The organism is Streptomyces spororaveus, from assembly GCF_016755875.1.
Lineage (GTDB): Bacteria > Actinomycetota > Actinomycetes > Streptomycetales > Streptomycetaceae > Streptomyces > Streptomyces spororaveus.
This window is the reverse complement of record NZ_BNED01000005.1, coordinates 6,278,408-6,295,959: the sequence shown is the minus strand read 5'-3', so window position 1 is coordinate 6,295,959 and position 17,552 is coordinate 6,278,408. Positions and strand designations below refer to the sequence as shown.

Here is a 17,552-nt window from a genome sequence, read left to right as displayed (position 1 = left end):
CATTGGCCCGAAGTAAGGAACGTCCACAGGAACACCCAGGAGAGGTGCCATGCCGTTCACTCTCAGCCACGCGGCCGCCGTACTTCCGGCCATCCGCCGGACCGGGCGTGCACGGGGCCCCCTCGTCGCATCCGCGCTCGTCCTCGGCTCGTTCGCGCCGGACACCTTCTACTTCACGGACGCGGTCGTCGAGGGCGTCCTGGCGTACGGGGCCTTCACGCATTCCCTGCCGGGCATCTTCACGCTGGACGCCGTGCTGACGGCCGTCCTGGCGGGCTTCTGGATCCTGCTGCGCGAGCCGCTGATCGCGCTCCTGCCGCGCGGCTGGCGGGGCAAGGTGTACACCTATGTGCGGGGCGAGGACTGGCGCGAGCGTCCCCGGCTCGCCGAGCTGCTCGGCTGGTTCTACGTGTCGGCGGTCATCGGGTCCCTCACCCACGTGGTGTGGGACAGCTTCACGCACGGCGACCGCTGGGGCACGAACGCGATGCCCTGGCTCGGCGAGCCGCTCGCCTTCGGGTATCCGCCCTACACCTTCTTCCAGTACGGCACTTCGGCCGTCGCCGCGTGTGCCCTGCTCTGGTACACGGTGACCGCCCTGCGCCGGGTTCCCGCCTCCGCCGCCCCCGCGTCCGTGCCGGTGCTCTCCCGCGCGGAGCTCTGGGGTGCGCTCGTCCTGCTCGTGGTGTGCGTGGCGGCCGGGGTCACCCGGCGCGTGCTCCGCTTCTTCGACTTCTTCGACCGGATCCGTACGCCGCTCGACATCATCCCGACCATCTGCTTCGGCGCGGGCGGCGGCCTGACCGTGGCGCTGCTGGTCTACGGGGTCCTCGTACGGCTGCGGCACCGCCGCGACCGGAGCGGGCGCCCGGCGGACGAGGAAATGCGAACGCCCGTCCCCACCGCCTGAGCCGCGGGGACGGGCGCCGGCCGTACGGCGATCAGTGCGCGGCGGACTCCCAGTCCGCGCCGACGCCCACCGACACGTCCAGCGGGGCCCGGAGCTCGACGGCGGCGCCCATCTCGCGCCGCACCAGCTCCTCGACCCGCTCGCGCTCGCCCGGGGCGATCTCCAGCACGATTTCGTCGTGAACCTGGAGCAGCATCCGCGACCGCAGACCGGCCTCGGCGATCGCCTTGTCCACGCGCAGCATCGCCACCTTCACGATGTCGGCGGCGGTGCCCTGGATGGGGGCGTTGAGCGCCATCCGCTCGGCGGCCTCGCGGCGCTGGCGGTTGTCGCTGTTGAGGTCGGGCAGGTACCGGCGGCGACCGAAGATCGTCGCCGTGTATCCGGTGGCACGGGCCTCGTCGACGACCCGGCCGAGGTAGTCGCGCACCCCGCCGAACCGCTCGAAGAAGGTCTCCATCAGGCCGCGCGCCTCGGCGGGCTCGATGTTCAGCTGCTGGGCGAGGCCGAAGGCGGAGAGCCCGTAGGCGAGCCCGTACGACATGGCCTTGATCTTGCGGCGCATCTCGGCGTCGACCGCGGACCGCTCCACGGCGAACACCTGGGAGGCGACGGTGGTGTGCAGGTCCTCGCCGGTCGCGAACGCCTCGATCAGGCCCTCGTCCTCGGAGAGGTGGGCCATGACGCGCAGCTCGATCTGGCTGTAGTCGGCCGTCATGAGGGACTCGAAGCCCTCGCCGACGACGAATCCGCGGCGGATGGCGCGGCCCTCGTCGGTGCGCACCGGCACGTTCTGCAGGTTGGGGTCGGTGGAGGACAGCCGGCCGGTCGCCGCGACGGTCTGGCTGAAGCTGGTGTGCACCCGGCCGTCGGCGGCGATGGTCTTGACCAGGCCCTCGACGGTGACGCGCAGCTTGGCCTGCTCCCGGTGGCGCAGCATGATGACCGGGAGTTCGTGGTCGGTCTGCGTGGCCAGCCAGGCCAGCGCGTCCGCGTCCGTGGTGTAACCGGTCTTGGTCTTCTTCGTCTTCGGCAGGTCCAACTCGCCGAAGAAGACCTCCTGGAGCTGCTTGGGCGAGCCGAGGTTGAACTCGTGGCCGACGGTGGCGTGCGCCTCCTTGACGGCCTGCTGCACGGCTCCCGCGAACTGCTGCTCCATGGCCTCCAGGTGGTCGCGGTCGGCGGCGATGCCGGAGCGCTCCATGCGGGCCAGGAGTTCGGAGGTGGGCAGCTCCATGTCGTGGAGCAGCTCGGCGGCGCCGGCCTCGGCGAGCTTGCCGGTGAAGGCGTCGCCCAGGTCCAGGACGGCGCGGGCCTGCGCCATCAGGGCCTCGGCCTCGGCGGTCTCGTCGGCGCCGAAGGCCAGCTGCCCGTCGGCGGCGGCGGGCGCCAGCTCACGGTGCAGGTACTCCATGGACAGGGCGTCCAGGGCGAAGGACCGGCGGCCCGGCTTGACCAGGTAGGCGGCGAGCGCCGTGTCCATGACGACCCCGGCGAGGGTCCAGCCGTGCTCGGGGAAGACCCGCATCAGGCCCTTGGCGTGGTGCACGACCTTGGCCTTCGCCGCATCGGCGGCCCAGGCCGCGAAGGCCCGCTCGTCCGCCTCGTCGAGCTCGGCGGGCGTGAACCAGGCGGCGGCGCCCCCGGCCGCGGCGAGCGCGATCTCGGTGACGTTGCCCTGGCCCAGCGCCCAGCTGTCGACGGTCGCGATGCCCAGCGGCCCGCCCGCGTGGCTCTCCAGCCACGGAGCCAGCTCGCCGGAGCCCAGCACGGAGGCGTCCAGTTCCACACCGGCCGCCGGAGCGGGGGCCTCCTCCACGGCCGCGCCCGGGTCCACGGCGAGCAGCCGCTCGCGCAGCGAGGCGTTGCGGATCTCCAGGACGTCCAGCACGCCGAGCATGGCGGTCCGGTCGTAGGGGGCGCGGACCAGGTCGGCCGGGGTCTTGGGCAGTTCCACGTCCTTGACCATCTCGGTCAGGACCCGGTTGAGCTTGACGGCCTCCAGGTGGTCCCTGAAGTTCTGCCCGGCCTTGCCCTTGACCTCGTCGGCGCGCTCCACGAGCTCCGCGAACGACCCGAACTGGGTGATCCACTTGGCCGCGGTCTTCTCACCGACGCCCGGGATGCCCGGCAGGTTGTCGGACGGGTCACCGCGCAGCGCCGCGAAGTCCGGGTACTGCTGCGGGGTGAGGCCGTACTTCTCCTCGACCTTCTCCGGGGTGAACCGGGTGAGCTCGGAGACGCCCTTGGTCGGGTAGAGCACGGTGGTGTGCTCGGAGACCAGCTGGAAGGAGTCCCGGTCACCGGTGACGATCAGCACGTCGAAGCCGGCCGCCTCCGCCTGCGTCGCGAGCGTCGCGATCACGTCGTCGGCCTCGAAGCCGTCGACCGCGAACCGCGGCACGTGCATCGTGTCGAGCAGCTCGCCGATCAGCTCGACCTGCCCCTTGAACTCGTCGGGGGTCTTGGAGCGGTTCGCCTTGTACTCGGGGAACTCCGTCGAGCGCCACGTCTTGCGGGAGACGTCGAACGCCACCGCGAAATGCGTGGGCGCCTCGTCGCGCAGCGTGTTCGCCAGCATCGACGCGAACCCGTAGATGGCGTTGGTCGGCTGCCCCGTCGCGGTCGTGAAATTCTCCGCGGGCAGCGCGAAGAACGCCCGGTAGGCCAGGGAGTGCCCGTCCATGAGCATCAGGCGGGGGCGGCCCGCTGCGGACGGCTGGTCGGTCTTCTGCGCTGATGAATCTGCCACGCCCCGATCCTAGGCGCCCCCACCGACAATTCCGGCCCGTCGCCTCCCCCGGCGCATCCTCCCCACCGGACGCCCCCGGCGCACCCGCCCGGGCGTGGTGAGCACCGGACCGCCCTCCCCTCGTTCCGTGGTCCGTGCAAGGATCGAAGGACGCGGCCACACGTGCTGCATACGTACGTACGCTCGAAGGGGAGCGCGATGGCGACCAAGCCGCCCACAGGCGATCCGGTACAGGACGCACCGCAGGTCACACCGCCCAAGCACGCGGCCGCCGGCCTGCCCGCGATCGGGCACACCCTGCGGATCGCCCAGCAGCAGATGGGCGTGGCCCGCACCGCCCGCACGCTCCTCAAGGTCAACCAGAAGGGCGGCTTCGACTGCCCGGGCTGCGCCTGGCCCGAGGGCGACAAGCGGCACACGGCCGAATTCTGCGAGAACGGCGCCAAGGCCGTCGCGGAGGAGGCCACACTGCGCCGGGTCACCCCCGAGTTCTTCGCCGCGCACCCCCTCGACGACCTGGCCACCCGCTCCGGGTACTGGCTGGGCCAGCAGGGCCGCATCACCGAGCCCATGCTGCTGGAGCGCGGGGCGCGGCCCGACGGCGGCGACCGGTACGAGCCGGTCAGCTGGGAGCGGGCCTTCGCGGTCATCGCCGAGGAGCTGACCGCCCTCGACTCCCCCGACGAGGCCCTCTTCTACACCTCGGGCCGCACCAGCAACGAGGCCGCGTTCCTCTTCCAGCTCTTCGCCCGCGAGTTCGGCACCAACAACCTGCCGGACTGCTCGAACATGTGCCACGAGTCCTCGGGCTCCGCACTGACCGAGACCATCGGCATCGGCAAGGGCAGCGTCTCCCTCGAAGACCTCCACCAGGCCGACCTGATCATCGTCGCCGGACAGAACCCGGGCACCAACCACCCGCGCATGCTCTCCGCCCTGGAGAAGGCCAAGACCGCCGGCGCGCAGATCATCTCGGTGAATCCGCTGCCCGAGGCCGGGATGGAGCGGTTCAAGAACCCGCAGACCCCCGTCGGCATGCTCAAGGGCACCGCCCTCAACGACCTCTTCCTGCAGATCCGCATCGGCGGCGACCAGGCCCTCTTCCGCCTCCTCAACAAGCTCGTCATCGAGACCGAGGGCGCCACCGACGAGGCCTTCATCCGCGAGCACACCCACGGCTACGAGGAACTCGCGGCCGCCGCGAAGGAGGCCGACTGGGACGAGACCCTCACCGCGACCGGCCTGACCCGCCCCGAGATCGAGCGCGCGCTGGCCATGATCCTGGCCTCGGAGCGCACCATCGTCTGCTGGGCCATGGGCCTCACCCAGCACAAGCACTCCGTCGCCACCATCCGCGAGGTCGTCAACCTCCTCCTGCTGCGCGGCAACATCGGCCGCCCCGGCGCCGGCGTGTGCCCCGTCCGCGGCCACTCGAACGTGCAGGGCGACCGCACCATGGGGATCTTCGAACGCCCCGCACCCGCCTTCCTCGACGCCCTCGACAAGGAATTCGGCATCACCTCGCCGCGCGGGCACGGCTACGACGTGGTCCGCTCCATCCAGGCCCTGCGCGACGGCAAGGCCAAGGTCCTCTTCGCGATGGGCGGCAACTTCGTCGGCGCCACCCCCGACACCGAGGTCACCGAGGCCGCCATCCGGGGGGCCTCCCTGACCGTGCACGTCTCCACCAAGCTCAACCGCTCCCACGCGGTCACCGGCCGGCGGGCCCTGATCCTGCCCACCCTCGGCCGTACCGACAAGGACGTCCAGGCGTCCGGCAAGCAGTTCGTGACCGTCGAGGACTCCATGGGCATGGTCCACGCCTCCCGCGGCAACCTCGCTCCCGCCTCCCCGCACCTGCTCTCCGAGCCCGCGATCGTGGCCCGCATGGCCCGCGCCGTCCTCGGCGCCGCCTCCGCCACCCCGTGGGAGGAGTTCGAACGCGACTACGGCTCGATCCGCGAGCGGATCTCCCGCGTGATCCCCGGCTTCGAGGACTTCAACGCCCGCGTCGCCCGCCCCGCCGGCTTCCAGCTCCCGCACGCCCCGCGCGACGAGCGCCGCTTCCCGACGAAGACCGGCAAGGCCAACTTCACCGCCGCGCCCGTGGAGTACCCGCGCGTCCCGGCGGGACGGCTGCTCCTGCAGACCCTGCGCAGCCACGACCAGTACAACACCACGATCTACGGCCTCGACGACCGCTACCGGGGCATCACCGGCGGCCGCCGCGTCGTCATGGTGAACCCGGCCGACGCGGCCGAGCTGGGGCTGGCCGACGGCTCGTACACGGACCTGGTGAGCGAGTGGAGGGACGGCGTCGAGCGGCGCGCGCCCGGCTTCCGCGTCGTGCACTACCCGACGGCCCGCGGCTGCGCGGCCGCCTACTACCCGGAGACCAATGTGCTGGTCCCGCTGGACTCGACCGCGGACACCAGCAACACCCCTGCCAGCAAGTCCGTCGTCGTGCGCTTCGAACCGGCCTGATAGAACGACCCCAGGACAAGATGGTTAACGAGCGTTGACGAACGGAGCCTGACCATGGGCGAGCAGCACGCAGTGAAGTTCCCGCAGGAGGTACTCGACGAGTACGCGGCCCTGGGCATCGACCTGCCCGCGCTGTTCTCGGCGGGACACCTCGGCGAGCGCATGGACATCCGCATCCTGGAGGCCTCGGCCGACCGCGTCGTCGCCACCATGCCCGTCGAGGGGAACACCCAGCCGTACGGGCTGCTGCACGGCGGGGCCTCGGCCGTGCTGGCCGAGACCCTCGGCTCGATCGGCGCCATGCTGCACGGCGGCATCAACAAGATCGCCGTCGGCGTGGACCTGAACTGCACCCACCACCGGGGCGCCCGCTCCGGCATCGTCACCGGTGTCGCCACCCCCCTGCACCGGGGCCGCTCGACCACCACCTTCGAGATCGTCATCACCGACGAGCAGGACCGGCGGATCTGCACCGCCCGCCTCACCTGCCTCCTGCGCGACGTCGAGCAGGCCGCCGCGGGGGCCTGACCCCCCGGCCGCCCGGCCGGCTTTACCGGGCCCCGCCCGGCTCGCCCCCGCACCACCCGACAGGCCCGGACCCCCCGCCCGCACGGCGGCGGATCCGGGCCTGCGTGCGTTCCCGGACGGCTCGCGCCCGCCAACCGCCCGGAATCCGCCAGTCCGCACGCTTGACGGTGACATCTGTTGTGTCACCGAAGGTCACCGCCTACCGTCCCCCCATGGGGACCATGCCACGCACGGCCCGGTACGCCGCCCACACCCTCCTCGCGGCGCTCGCCCTGACCGGATGCACATCCTCCGCGCCCACCCCCGCGGCGGGTTCCGCGAGCCCTTCCGCCGCCCCCGCCTCCGCTCCCCCCTCGCCCGTACAGGTGTGCACGAGCCTCGTGTCCTACTGGGCGAAGGAGACTCTCCTGGGTACGAAATGGTCCGGTCTGGACTGGGAGCAGAAGGGCCTGTCCAACGACCAGTACGCGATCCACGACGACGCGGTGGCCGCAGGTCGCGCCGAGGAGCGAACTGCCGGGCGGGACAAGGCACTTGAGTTGATCGACCGGTTCGTGGCGCAGCGCTGCGCCGCCGAGGGCGGCGCGACGCGGAGTTCGGAGAACTGGCGCCCCCCGACGTGACCGAGGTCACCGCATTCCCGGGCGCGGTGTCCGGCTTCCGGGCAGATACCCCCGCAGGGACGAGCCGCAGGTGAGGGGCCATGCCGCCACTCGAACAAGATCCATTCGGTTTCGAAACTGCCCTCTTGACCGTCACTCTGTGTAATGCACATGAGGGCCGCAATCCGCCTTTTCCCTTAAGAAAGCCCACTCGGAGGATTCCTTTGGACACGCGCAGCCACATTCGGCCGAAAATGATCTAAGACAGGTGCATGAAGGCCTCAAGCCCCTTAGGAGAACTGGTAATTCTCAGGATGCGGACACCCACCAAGGTAAGAAAACGTCCGATTTGTCCACACTCCCGCTACACATTCTTGGCCTTGGCATAACAAGAGCGTCACATCCTCCTTTCCCTGCTCCCCGTGCTCGCCACCTCGGGCCTAGAGTCACGGCCAGTCACCGCGCCACAGAGCGCGAATCAGCACGGCCGTGGACCTCCCAGTGCGGCCCGGCGACCTAACGGCACCTCTCACGAGAGAGCCGCGCCAGGGAAAGGAAGAATCGTGCGACACCGTTCTTTGCTCGTCCTCACCACCGTGATCACCACGGGAGCACTGACCCTCACCGCTTGCGGATCGCGCGACGGAGACTCCAAGGACAACGGCGGCGGCAAGAAGACCACCGTCGTGATCGGTGTGGACGCCCCGCTCACGGGCTCGCTCTCCGCGCTCGGCCAGGGCATCAAGAACTCCGTAGACCTCGCGGCCAAGACGGCCAACAAGAACAACGAGGTCCCCGGCATCGAGTTCAAGGTCGAGGCCCTCGACGACCAGGCGGTCCCCGCCTCCGGTCAGGCCAACGCCACCAAGCTCGTCGGCAACAAGGACGTCCTCGGCGTCGTCGGCCCGCTGAACTCCGGCGTCGCCCAGCAGATGCAGGGCGTCTTCGGCTCCGCCAACCTGGCGCAGGTCTCCCCCGCCAACACCAACCCCTCGCTCAGCCAGGGCGACAACTGGGGCAAGGGCGAGTTCAAGCGCGGCTTCAAGACCTACTTCCGCACCGCCGCCACCGACGTGGTCCAGGGCAAGTTCGCCGCCCAGTACCTCTTCAAGGACGCCGGCAAGAAGAAGGTCTTCATCGTCGACGACAAGCAGACCTACGGCGCCGGCCTCGCCGCGATCTTCGCCGACGAGTTCAAGAAGCTCGGCGGCGAGGTCGTCGGCACCGACCACGTCACCGTGAAGGAGACCGACTTCTCCTCCACCGCCGACAAGGTCAAGTCCTCCGGCGCCGACTCCGTCTACTTCGGCGGCCAGTACCCCGAGGGCGGCCTGCTCGCCGACCAGATCAAGAAGACCGGCGCCAACGTCCCCCTCATGGGCGGCGACGGCATCCAGGACCCGGCCTTCATCAGCGCCTCCGGTGAGGCCAACGAGGGCGACCTCGCCACCTCCATCGGCTACCCGGTCGAGAAGCTGGACACCGCCAAGAAGTTCATCGAGGACTACAAGGCCGAGGGTTACAAGGACCCGTACGCCGCCTACGGTGGCTACTCCTACGACGCCGGCTGGGCCGTCATCCAGGCCGTCAAGGCCGTCGCCGCCGCCAACAGCGGCAAGCTCCCCACCGACGCCCGCGCCAAGGTCGTCGAGGCACTCGGCAAGGTCTCCTTCGAAGGCGTGACCGGCAAGGTCGCCTTCGACGAGTACGGCGACACCACCAACAAGCAGCTCACCGTCTACAAGGTCGAGGGCGGCAAGTGGGTCGACGTCAAGAGCGACACCTTCAACCAGTAACCCGATAACCCCCAGCAACACCAGCACCACCTGAACCAACGCCGCGCGAGGGCGCAAACAGCGCCCTCGCGCGGAGTCTTATCCGACACGCTCATCGGAGGCCCTGCGGTGCACGAACTGCCGCAACAGCTGGCCAACGGCCTGGCCCTCGGTGCTCTCTATGGTCTCATCGCCATCGGGTACACCATGGTCTACGGCATCGTCCAGCTCATCAACTTCGCCCACGGCGAGATCTTCATGATCGGCGGCTTCGGCGCGCTCAGCGCCTACGCCATCCTCCCGACCGGCACCTCCCTGCTGATCGCGATACCCGTCATGATCGTCGGAGGTGCCGCCACCTCCGTCGCCGTGGCCTGCGCAGCCGAACGCTTCGCCTACCGCCCACTGCGCAGCGCCCCCCGGCTCGCACCCCTCATCACCGCAATCGGCCTCTCGATCGCGCTCCAGCAGCTCGTCTGGCAGTTCTACCCGGACGCCAAGAAGGCCGTCAGCTTCCCTGAGTTCAAGGGCGCAGCCTTCAAGATCACCGACAGCCTGGCGATCCAGCGCGCGGACCTCTTCGTCCTCATCCTCGCCCCGCTCTGCATGCTCGCCCTCGGCATCTTCGTCCAGAAGAGCCGCAGCGGCCGCGCCATGCAGGCCACCGCGCAGGACCCCGACACCGCGAAGCTGATGGGCATCAACACCGACCGCATCATCGTCATGGCCTTCGCCATCGGTGCCGCGTTCGCCGCCGTCGCCGCCGTCGCCTACGGCCTCGACAAGGGCCAGATCAACTTCGAGATGGGCTTCATCCTCGGCCTCAAGGCCTTCACCGCAGCCGTCCTCGGCGGCATCGGCAACATCTACGGAGCCATGGTCGGCGGCGTCGTCCTCGGACTCGCCGAAGCCCTCTCGATCGCCTACATCGAAGACATCCCCGGCATGTCGCAGCTCGGCGGTGGCGCCTGGTCCAACGTCTGGGCCTTCGTACTCCTCATCGTCGTCCTCCTCGTGCGGCCACAAGGCCTGCTCGGTGAGCGCGTCGCGGATCGGGCGTGAGAACCATGACCACCAACACCACCGCTCAGACCCCGCAGACCGCCGAAACGGTGAAGCAGGCCCCCGCGCCCACCACCCTCCTCTACGCGGTCATCGCCGGCAGCCTCCTCACCATCGTCAGCGCCTTCCTCGCGTGGACATGGACCGCCGAATTCCCCGGCGACCTGACCTACTACGGCAGCCCCGCCGACCTCCAGTACGTCACCCTCGCCGGCGGAGCCCTCACCCTTGTCCACGCGCTCTCCGCGCTCGGCGTCAAGGGCCTCGGCTGGCTCACCCCCAACGGCTCCCGCAAGGCGCTGTTCTTCCTCACCCTCGGCAACCTCGCCGCCACCTGGTTCACGGTCCTCGCGATCACCGTCGTCCTCGGCGGAGTCGTCAACCTCGAACCCGGCGCCCTCGTCGCCCTCGTCGGCTCGCTCATCCCGGTCATCGCCGTGAGCAAGCTCCCCGACGACACCCGCAAGGCGGCCCCCGCCAAGCAGCTGCCGTCCTGGGCCGAAATCCTCATCATCACCGCCGTCTTCGCCATCGGTCTCTTCGTCATCACCTACGGCATCGACACCGATGACAAGGAACCGCAGCTCTTCGTCGCCTACCTGATCACCGTCGGCCTCGCCGCCTTCGCGCTGAACAAGTCCGGCCTCTTCGCCCGCCTCGGCGGCCTCACCGCCAAGTACCGCCAGGTCACCCTGATCGGCACCGCGGCCGCCGCCATCGCCTTCCCGTTCATCCAGCAGAGCGGCGACACCTACACGCTGATCGCGGTCAACATCCTGATCTTCGCGACCGTCGCCCTCGGCCTCAACGTCGTCGTCGGCCTCGCCGGCCTCCTCGACCTCGGCTACGTCGCCTTCCTCGGCGTCGGCGCCTACGCCGCGGCCCTGGTCTCCGGAAGCACCGCCTCCGCCTTCGGCATCCACCTCCCCTTCTGGGCAGCGGTCATCGTCGGCGCCCTCGCCTCGCTCATCTTCGGCGTGGTCATCGGAGCCCCGACCCTGCGCCTGCGCGGCGACTACCTCGCCATCGTCACCCTCGGCTTCGGAGAAATCTTCCGCATCGCCATGGGCAACCTCGACGGCACCTCCGGCCCCGACATCACCAACGGCCCCAACGGCATCCCCAACATCCCCCACCTCGAACTCTTCGGGTGGAACTTCGGGGAATCCCACGTCGTCGGCGGCATCACCCTCGGCGCCTACGCCAACTACTACTTCCTGATGCTGCTCGTCATGGCACTGGTCGTCGTGGTCTTCGCCCGCGCCGGCAGCAGCCGCATCGGCCGCGCCTGGGTCGCCATCCGCGAAGACGAGACCGCCGCCGAAGCCATGGGCATCAACGGCTTCAAGGTCAAGCTCATCGCCTTCGCCCTCGGCGCCACCCTCGCCGGCCTCGCCGGCACCGTCCAGGCACACGTCAACAGCACGGTCGTCCCCGAGAACTACGTCTTCGCCGGGCCCGTCCCGCCGAACTCCGCGTTCCTCCTCGCCGCCGTCATCCTCGGCGGCATGGGCACCATCCGCGGCCCCATCCTCGGCGCCGCACTCCTCTTCCTGATCCCGGCGAAGCTGGCCTTCCTCCAGGACTACCAGCTCCTCGCATTCGGCATCGCCCTCATCCTGCTCATGCGCTTCCGCCCCGAAGGCCTCATCGCCAACAAGCGCGCGCAGCTCGAGTTCCACGACGACACCGCTGACCAGGCCCCCACGGACCTGGCCACCGCCAAGGCGGGGGCGTGAACGACATGACGACCACCACGGACACCACCACCACCACGAAGACCACGGTGCTCGAAGCCAAGGGCGTCACCATGCGCTTCGGCGGCCTCACCGCCGTCAAGGGCGTCGACCTCCAGGTCAACGCGGGCGAGATCGTCGGCCTCATCGGCCCCAACGGCGCCGGCAAGACCACCTTCTTCAACTGCCTCACCGGGCTGTACGTCCCCACCGAGGGATCCGTCAGCTACAAGGGCACCGTCCTGCCTCCCAAGCCCCACAAGGTCACCGAGGCCGGCATCGCCCGCACCTTCCAGAACATCCGGCTCTTCCACAACATGACCGTGCTGGAGAACGTCCTCGTCGGACGCCACACCCGCACCAAGGAAGGCCTCTGGTCCGCCCTGCTCCGCGGCCCCGGCTTCAAGAAGGCCGAAGCCGCCAGCGAAGCGCGCGCCATGGAACTCCTCGAGTTCATCGGCCTGGAGAACAAGGCCCAGCACCTGGCCAAGAACCTCCCCTACGGCGAACAGCGCAAGCTCGAAATCGCCCGCGCCCTCGCCAGCGACCCCGGCCTCATCCTCCTGGACGAGCCCACCGCCGGCATGAACCCGCAGGAAACCCGCGCCGCCGAAGAACTCATCTTCGCCATCCGCGACATGGGCATCGCCGTCCTCGTCATCGAGCACGACATGCGCTTCATCTTCAACCTCTGCGACCGCGTCGCCTGCCTCGTCCAGGGCGAGAAGCTCATCGAAGGCACCGCGTCCGAGGTCCAGGGCGACGAGCGCGTCATCGCCGCCTACCTCGGCGAGCCCTTCGAAGGCGACCCGGGCGCCGCCGAAGACGCCGCCGTCGAGGCAGCGGAAGCCGCCGCCGAAGCCGCAGCAGCGACCGAAGCCGAGCCCGAGGCCGCGACGGAGACGGAGACGGAGACCGAGGCTGCGGCCGAGGCCACCGAGACCGACGCCGAAACCGAAGCGGAGGCCGAAGCCGACACCGACGGCGACACCGACGCCCCGGCCGACGCCGACTCGGACAGCACCACCAGCACCACCAGCACGGAAGGAGAGGCCAAGTGACCGCACTGCTCAAGGTCGAAGACCTCAAAGTCGCCTACGGCAAGATCGAAGCCGTCAAGGGAATCTCCTTCGAAGTCAACGAAGGCGAAATCGTCTGCCTCGTCGGCACCAACGGCGCCGGCAAGACGACCACCCTGCGCACCCTCTCCGGGCTCATCAAGCCCAAGAGCGGCAGCATCACCTTCGACGGCCAGCCCCTGGCCGCCGTACCCGCCCACAAGATCGTCTCCCTGGGCCTCGCCCACTCCCCCGAGGGACGCCACATCTTCCCCCGGCTGACGATCGCCGAAAACCTCCAGCTCGGCGCCTTCCTGCGCACCGACAAGGAGGGCATCGAGGCGGATGTCCAGCGCGCCTACGAGATGTTCCCCATCCTGGGTGAGCGTCGCAAGCAGGCCGCCGGCACCCTCTCGGGCGGTGAGCAGCAGATGCTCGCCATGGGCCGCGCGCTCATGTCCCGCCCCAAGCTCCTGATGCTGGACGAGCCCTCCATGGGCCTGTCGCCGCTGATGATGCAGAAGATCATGGCGACCATCAAGGACCTCAAGGCCACCGGCATGACCATCCTGCTCGTCGAGCAGAACGCCCAGGCGGCGCTCTCGCTCTCCGACAGCGCGCACGTGATGGAGATCGGCAAGATCGTTCTCTCCGGCACCGGCCGCGACCTCCTCCACAACGAGGACGTCCGCAAGGCCTACCTCGGCGAAGACTGATCCGACGAACGTGTGAGGCCCGCCTCCCCTCGGGGGGAGGCGGGCCTCACGCATGTCCGGGGGCGGCCGCTACTTGCCGCTCTCCTTCTTCTTCGCCTCGGCGTCCTCGATGACCACCTCGGCCACCTGCTGCATGGACATCCGACGGTCCATCGACGACTTCTGGATCCAGCGGAAGGCGGCCGGCTCCGTCAGCCCGTACTGCGTCTGCAGAATGCTCTTCGCACGGTCCACCAGCTTGCGCGTCTCCAGCCGCTGGGAGAGGTCCTCGACCTCCTTCTCCAGCGCCCGCAGCTCCGCGAAGCGGGAGACGGCCATCTCGATGGCGGGCACCACGTCGCTCTTGCTGAACGGCTTCACCAGGTACGCCATCGCCCCGGCGTCCCGGGCCCGCTCGACGAGGTCGCGCTGCGAGAACGCGGTGAGCATCAGGACGGGCGCGATGGACTCCTCGGCGATCTTCTCCGCCGCGGAGATCCCGTCCAGGACGGGCATCTTCACATCGAGGATCACCAGGTCGGGACGGTGCTCACGGGCGAGCTCGACGGCCGTCTGCCCGTCGCCGGCCTCACCGACGACGGAGTAGCCCTCTTCCTCGAGCATCTCCTTGAGATCGAGACGGATGAGCGCCTCGTCCTCGGCGATGACGACGCGGGTCGTCAGCGGCGGAACGTGCGACTGGTCGGCGTCGGGCGTGGGCGTCGACTCGTGCTCGGCGGTCACGAAGGCTCCTCTTTACGGGGCATAACAAGCTCCCCTGAGCCTACCTAGCTACGGTAAGGTGGTCTCGCGTAGGGCTCCCCCGAGCCTTCGTTTCTTAGGCCCCAGTACTCCAACTGGTCAGAGAGGCCGCTCTCAAACAGCGGACAGTGTGGGTTCGAATCCCACCTGGGGCACATATCTTGGATTCCATGGTCACGCGATCTTCGCGTGGCCATGACTCGTTTCGGCGAAGCATGGCGAATTGCACTGCGTGCGCCGATTTCGCCCGGCAGCATCGGCCACATGTACGACATGGATACGCGCATGCGCGCCCTGGACCTGCTCGCCGACGGGCGCAGCATGAACTCCGTCAGTCAGGAAACCGGGATATCCCGGTCCACGATCCGTGCATGGCGTTCCCGGGTGCAGCCATTACCCCACTTGCTCAATCAGGCCACACCCTGCGCAGGACCCGCCGATAGCGCCTCGTACGCATACCTCCTCGGCCTCTATCTCGGCGACGGCTGCATTAGCCCCCATCCGCGTGGCGGCCAGTACCTTCGCATCGCCTGTGCGGACGCATGGCCCGGGCTCATCGATCAGTGCCGGACGGCGATCACGGCAGTCCGCCCCAAGGACAAGGTGAGCGTGCTGCAGCGCCAGGGCTGCGTGGCCGTCACCAGCTACGGGCGGCACTGGACATGCCTGTTTCCTCAGCACGGGCCCGGCAAGAAGCATGAGCGGCGGATCGTTCTCGAAGGCTGGCAGCAGGAGATCGTCGACGTCCATCCGTGGGAGTTCCTGCGGGGGCTGATCCATTCCGACGGGTGCCGGGTCACCAACTGGACCGTCCGCAACGGGAAGCGCTACGAGTACCCGCGGTACTTCTTCACCAACAAGTCCGACGACATCCGGAAGCTGTGCACCGACACGCTGACCAAGGTCGGGGTCCGGTGGACGGTGCTGGCCCGCGGTAGCGACCCGTTCAACGTGTCCGTCGCGCGGAAGGACTGCGTCGCCCTCATGGACGCCCACATCGGGCCTAAGTACTAGCCGCTTCCTTCGGGTCGCTTCTTGGTGCCGGGGGGGCTCACCCGGCCGGGGGAGGCGGATCATTCCGGCGGCTGACGTCACCCCGCCGTGGTCGCGGCACCGTTTGGGGCATGACCAGTGGCGAACGAACGGTGAAGACGCTCTGGAGCGCCTGGTGGCGGCGATGGCCGCACTGGGTGGCCCGGGCAACGGTGCTGTGGGCGGTGCTGTACGCCGGCTTCGGTCTGGCGTGTGCGCTGAGCGGGACGGCCTTGATCTACCACGGCGGCGGTTCCGGTGCCTCCGGGCTGGGGTGGGCGGTCGTGGTGGTGGGTGTGGTGGCGGTGTCGGTCAGCGGCGCGGTGGTGGTGTACGGGCTGAGGCCGGCGTTGCGGGTGATGCTCTGGGTGGTCTGTGGGCTGGCCGGGATCACCGCGTTCAGTCTGCTGATGGACGTCATCACGCTGCTGTTCGGCCAGGGGGTGGACAGTCGGGTGTCCGCCGTGAACAAGGTCCTGGCTGCGGTCGGGGCGGTCCTGCTCGCGGCCACGGCCCGGTCGGGTCGCCTGCCTGCCGGTACTGCCGTGCGGGCGCCGTCCGCCGCACCGCGGTTCGTCCAGCTCGCTGCCTGGGCCGGGACGCTGGCCTTTGTCCCGTACGCGGCGATGAAGTTCGTCTGGGCGTCCGGTGGGACGTTCGGGGGGATGTCCGGTGCGGAGGTGCTGGCCGTTTCGGAGCGGAACGGCGCCTCGGGTGTTTTTCTCGCCCTGGAGTCCTGGGGCCTGGACCCCACCGCGCTGCTGGCCGTGCTCGGCGTCTTCCTGCTCTGGGGTCTGGTACGCCCGTGGGGGCAGGTCTTCCCGCGCTGGACGCTGTTCCTTGGTGGTCGGCGGGTGCCGCGCTGGCTCCCGCTCGTCCCGGCTCTGCTCGGCGCCGCCACGCTCGCCCCGTACGGGGTTGTGGGGGTCGGGTACCTGTTCCTGGCCACGGCCGGCGTGGTGACGATGCGGCGCGGTGACTTCCATTCTTCGGGCGATGCGCTGTTGGTGGGTTGGATCGGGATGGTCGCCTTCGCCGTGTACGGCATCGCCTTGATCGTGGCGGCTCGTTCGTACTGGCTTCGGACGCGTCGTGCGTGTCGTACGGGTGTTTTGATCGGCGGTTCGGGTGGCGCTTAGCGTCGGGGGGTGGATTCTGTGCACCGGCCCGCTGCTCGGGTCATCTGTCTGGATGCTGCTGGTCGTCTGCTTCTGCTGCACTGGCGTGATCCGTCGGACGGGACCTGGCTCTGGGAGCCGCCCGGTGGGGGTGTCGAATCGGGTGAGACGGCGTTGGTGGCGGCTCGGCGTGAGCTGGTCGAGGAGACGGGGCTGGATCCGGCTGCGGTCCTTGACCGTTCGGTGCCGGTCGGGCGTGATGTGTGGTGGAAGGGCGTGCGGTACATCGGGACGGAGTATTTCTTCGTCGCGGTGTTCGCGGAGGAGCGGCCTTCGGTTGTGCGGTCCGGTCTGCTTCCTGAGGAGCAGGTGGATCTGGGTGGTCATGCGTGGGTGGTGTGGTCGGATGTGGGTGCGTTGCCGGATCGGGTCGAGCCGCCGGAGTTGTTGGCTGTGCTGGGTGCTCTGGTGCCGGATGGCCCGTGGTGTGATCGGCTCTGACGGGTGGTGGTGTCAGGTGGGCAGGGTGCCGTTGCCTCCGAGGTTGGCGACGATGCGGCGCAGTGTGTCGATGGTGGTTGCGTAGGTGGCGTCGTCGATGCCTTGGCGCAGGGTGGCGTGGACTTTGGCGTTGCGGTCGTGGGCGCGGGTGCGGGCTGCTTCGCCTGCTGCGGTGAGGGTCAGGTGGTGGGTGGTTTGGGTGAGCCAGCCGCGGGCGGTGAGGTCGTCGTAGACGGTGTCGAAGTCGGTGTGCTGGTCGTCGTACGGGGTGAGTTTTGCGGTGAGGGCGGGGCGGGTCCATGTGCCGGGGGCGCCGGCGACGTGGTTGAGGGTCCACCAGTGGGGTTGGGTGAGGTTTTCCTCGGCGAGGGCGGTGCGGAGGTTTCCGATGACGAGGTCGGCGGTTTCGCGGGTCCAGTAGCCGATGGGTTGGGCGGCGAGTTGTGTCTGGGTGTAGGGCTTGGTGGTGGTCATGGGGGGTGACCGTAGGACCTCAAGTGGGCTTGGGGTCAAGGGGTTGGTGGGGGTGTGCGGGGC

15 protein-coding genes and 1 tRNA gene are annotated in these 17,552 nt (G+C 69.2%); 13 read left to right on the top strand and 3 right to left on the bottom strand.

Going from position 1 to position 17,552, the window contains the following annotated elements; genetic code table 11:
- Positions 1-49: 49 nt before the first annotated feature.
- The gene (locus tag Sspor_RS30920) at positions 50-910 is read left to right on the top strand and encodes a DUF4184 family protein (RefSeq protein WP_202202035.1); all 861 of its coding nucleotides are present in this window, start codon (positions 50-52) and stop codon (positions 908-910) included.
- Positions 911-941: 31 nt separating this feature from the next.
- Here the strand turns inward: Sspor_RS30920 and polA are convergent, their stop codons facing one another.
- Positions 942-3,596 (bottom strand): DNA polymerase I, encoded by a 2,655-nt coding sequence (gene polA, locus Sspor_RS30915; RefSeq protein WP_373318913.1) that lies wholly within the window; start codon positions 3,594-3,596, stop codon positions 942-944.
- A gap of 264 nt (positions 3,597-3,860) precedes the next feature.
- Here polA and Sspor_RS30910 point away from each other — a divergent pair, with 264 nt between their 5' ends.
- The 8 genes from Sspor_RS30910 (at position 3,861) to Sspor_RS30875 (ending at position 13,623) form a co-directional block, all read left to right on the top strand.
- Positions 3,861-6,146 carry an FdhF/YdeP family oxidoreductase gene (locus Sspor_RS30910; protein ID WP_202202033.1) on the top strand — a complete coding sequence of 762 codons (2,286 nt, stop codon included), beginning with the start codon at positions 3,861-3,863 and terminating at the stop codon, positions 6,144-6,146.
- 54 nt (positions 6,147-6,200) lie between these two features.
- The gene (locus Sspor_RS30905; protein WP_202202032.1) at positions 6,201-6,674 is read left to right on the top strand and encodes a PaaI family thioesterase; all 474 of its coding nucleotides are present in this window, start codon (positions 6,201-6,203) and stop codon (positions 6,672-6,674) included.
- A 212-nt stretch (positions 6,675-6,886) separates the two neighbouring features.
- Positions 6,887-7,297, top strand: a complete 411-nt coding sequence (locus tag Sspor_RS30900; RefSeq protein ID WP_237404106.1) for a hypothetical protein — start codon at positions 6,887-6,889, stop codon at positions 7,295-7,297.
- Between the two features lie 542 nt (positions 7,298-7,839).
- Positions 7,840-9,072, top strand: a complete 1,233-nt coding sequence (locus Sspor_RS30895; protein WP_202202031.1) for a branched-chain amino acid ABC transporter substrate-binding protein — start codon at positions 7,840-7,842, stop codon at positions 9,070-9,072.
- Positions 9,073-9,180: 108 nt separating this feature from the next.
- The gene (locus Sspor_RS30890; protein ID WP_030762336.1) at positions 9,181-10,113 is read left to right on the top strand and encodes a branched-chain amino acid ABC transporter permease; all 933 of its coding nucleotides are present in this window, start codon (positions 9,181-9,183) and stop codon (positions 10,111-10,113) included.
- A 5-nt stretch (positions 10,114-10,118) separates the two neighbouring features.
- Positions 10,119-11,852, top strand: a complete 1,734-nt coding sequence (locus Sspor_RS30885) for a branched-chain amino acid ABC transporter permease (protein ID WP_202202030.1) — start codon at positions 10,119-10,121, stop codon at positions 11,850-11,852.
- Between the two features lie 5 nt (positions 11,853-11,857).
- Entirely contained in the window at positions 11,858-12,910 is a 1,053-nt protein-coding gene (locus Sspor_RS30880; RefSeq protein WP_202203978.1) for an ABC transporter ATP-binding protein, read from the top strand.
- A complete protein-coding gene (locus Sspor_RS30875; protein WP_202202029.1) occupies positions 12,907-13,623 on the top strand; it encodes an ABC transporter ATP-binding protein in 717 nt (238 codons plus the stop codon). Before Sspor_RS30880 ends, Sspor_RS30875 begins: the two co-directional genes overlap by 4 nt.
- 69 nt (positions 13,624-13,692) lie before the next feature.
- Here Sspor_RS30875 and Sspor_RS30870 read toward each other — a convergent pair whose 3' ends face one another.
- A complete protein-coding gene (locus tag Sspor_RS30870) occupies positions 13,693-14,346 on the bottom strand; it encodes an ANTAR domain-containing response regulator (protein ID WP_030762326.1) in 654 nt (217 codons plus the stop codon).
- A gap of 98 nt (positions 14,347-14,444) precedes the next feature.
- Between Sspor_RS30870 and Sspor_RS30865 the strand changes: the two genes are divergently transcribed.
- The 4 genes from Sspor_RS30865 (at position 14,445) to Sspor_RS30850 (ending at position 17,015) form a co-directional block, all read left to right on the top strand.
- Positions 14,445-14,519 (top strand) — tRNA-Leu (locus Sspor_RS30865).
- A 109-nt stretch (positions 14,520-14,628) separates the two neighbouring features.
- On the top strand, positions 14,629-15,378 hold the full coding sequence (locus Sspor_RS30860) for a helix-turn-helix domain-containing protein (RefSeq protein ID WP_202203977.1): 750 nt from the start codon (positions 14,629-14,631) through the stop codon (positions 15,376-15,378).
- A 110-nt stretch (positions 15,379-15,488) separates the two neighbouring features.
- Positions 15,489-16,535 carry a hypothetical protein gene (locus Sspor_RS30855; RefSeq protein WP_237404105.1) on the top strand — a complete coding sequence of 349 codons (1,047 nt, stop codon included), beginning with the start codon at positions 15,489-15,491 and terminating at the stop codon, positions 16,533-16,535.
- 9 nt (positions 16,536-16,544) lie between these two features.
- A complete protein-coding gene (locus Sspor_RS30850; RefSeq protein ID WP_202202028.1) occupies positions 16,545-17,015 on the top strand; it encodes an NUDIX domain-containing protein in 471 nt (156 codons plus the stop codon).
- Between the two features lie 12 nt (positions 17,016-17,027).
- Here the strand turns inward: Sspor_RS30850 and Sspor_RS30845 are convergent, their stop codons facing one another.
- Positions 17,028-17,489, bottom strand: coding sequence for a MarR family transcriptional regulator (locus Sspor_RS30845; RefSeq protein WP_202202027.1), 462 nt, complete (start codon positions 17,487-17,489; stop codon positions 17,028-17,030).
- Positions 17,490-17,552 lie beyond the last annotated feature (63 nt).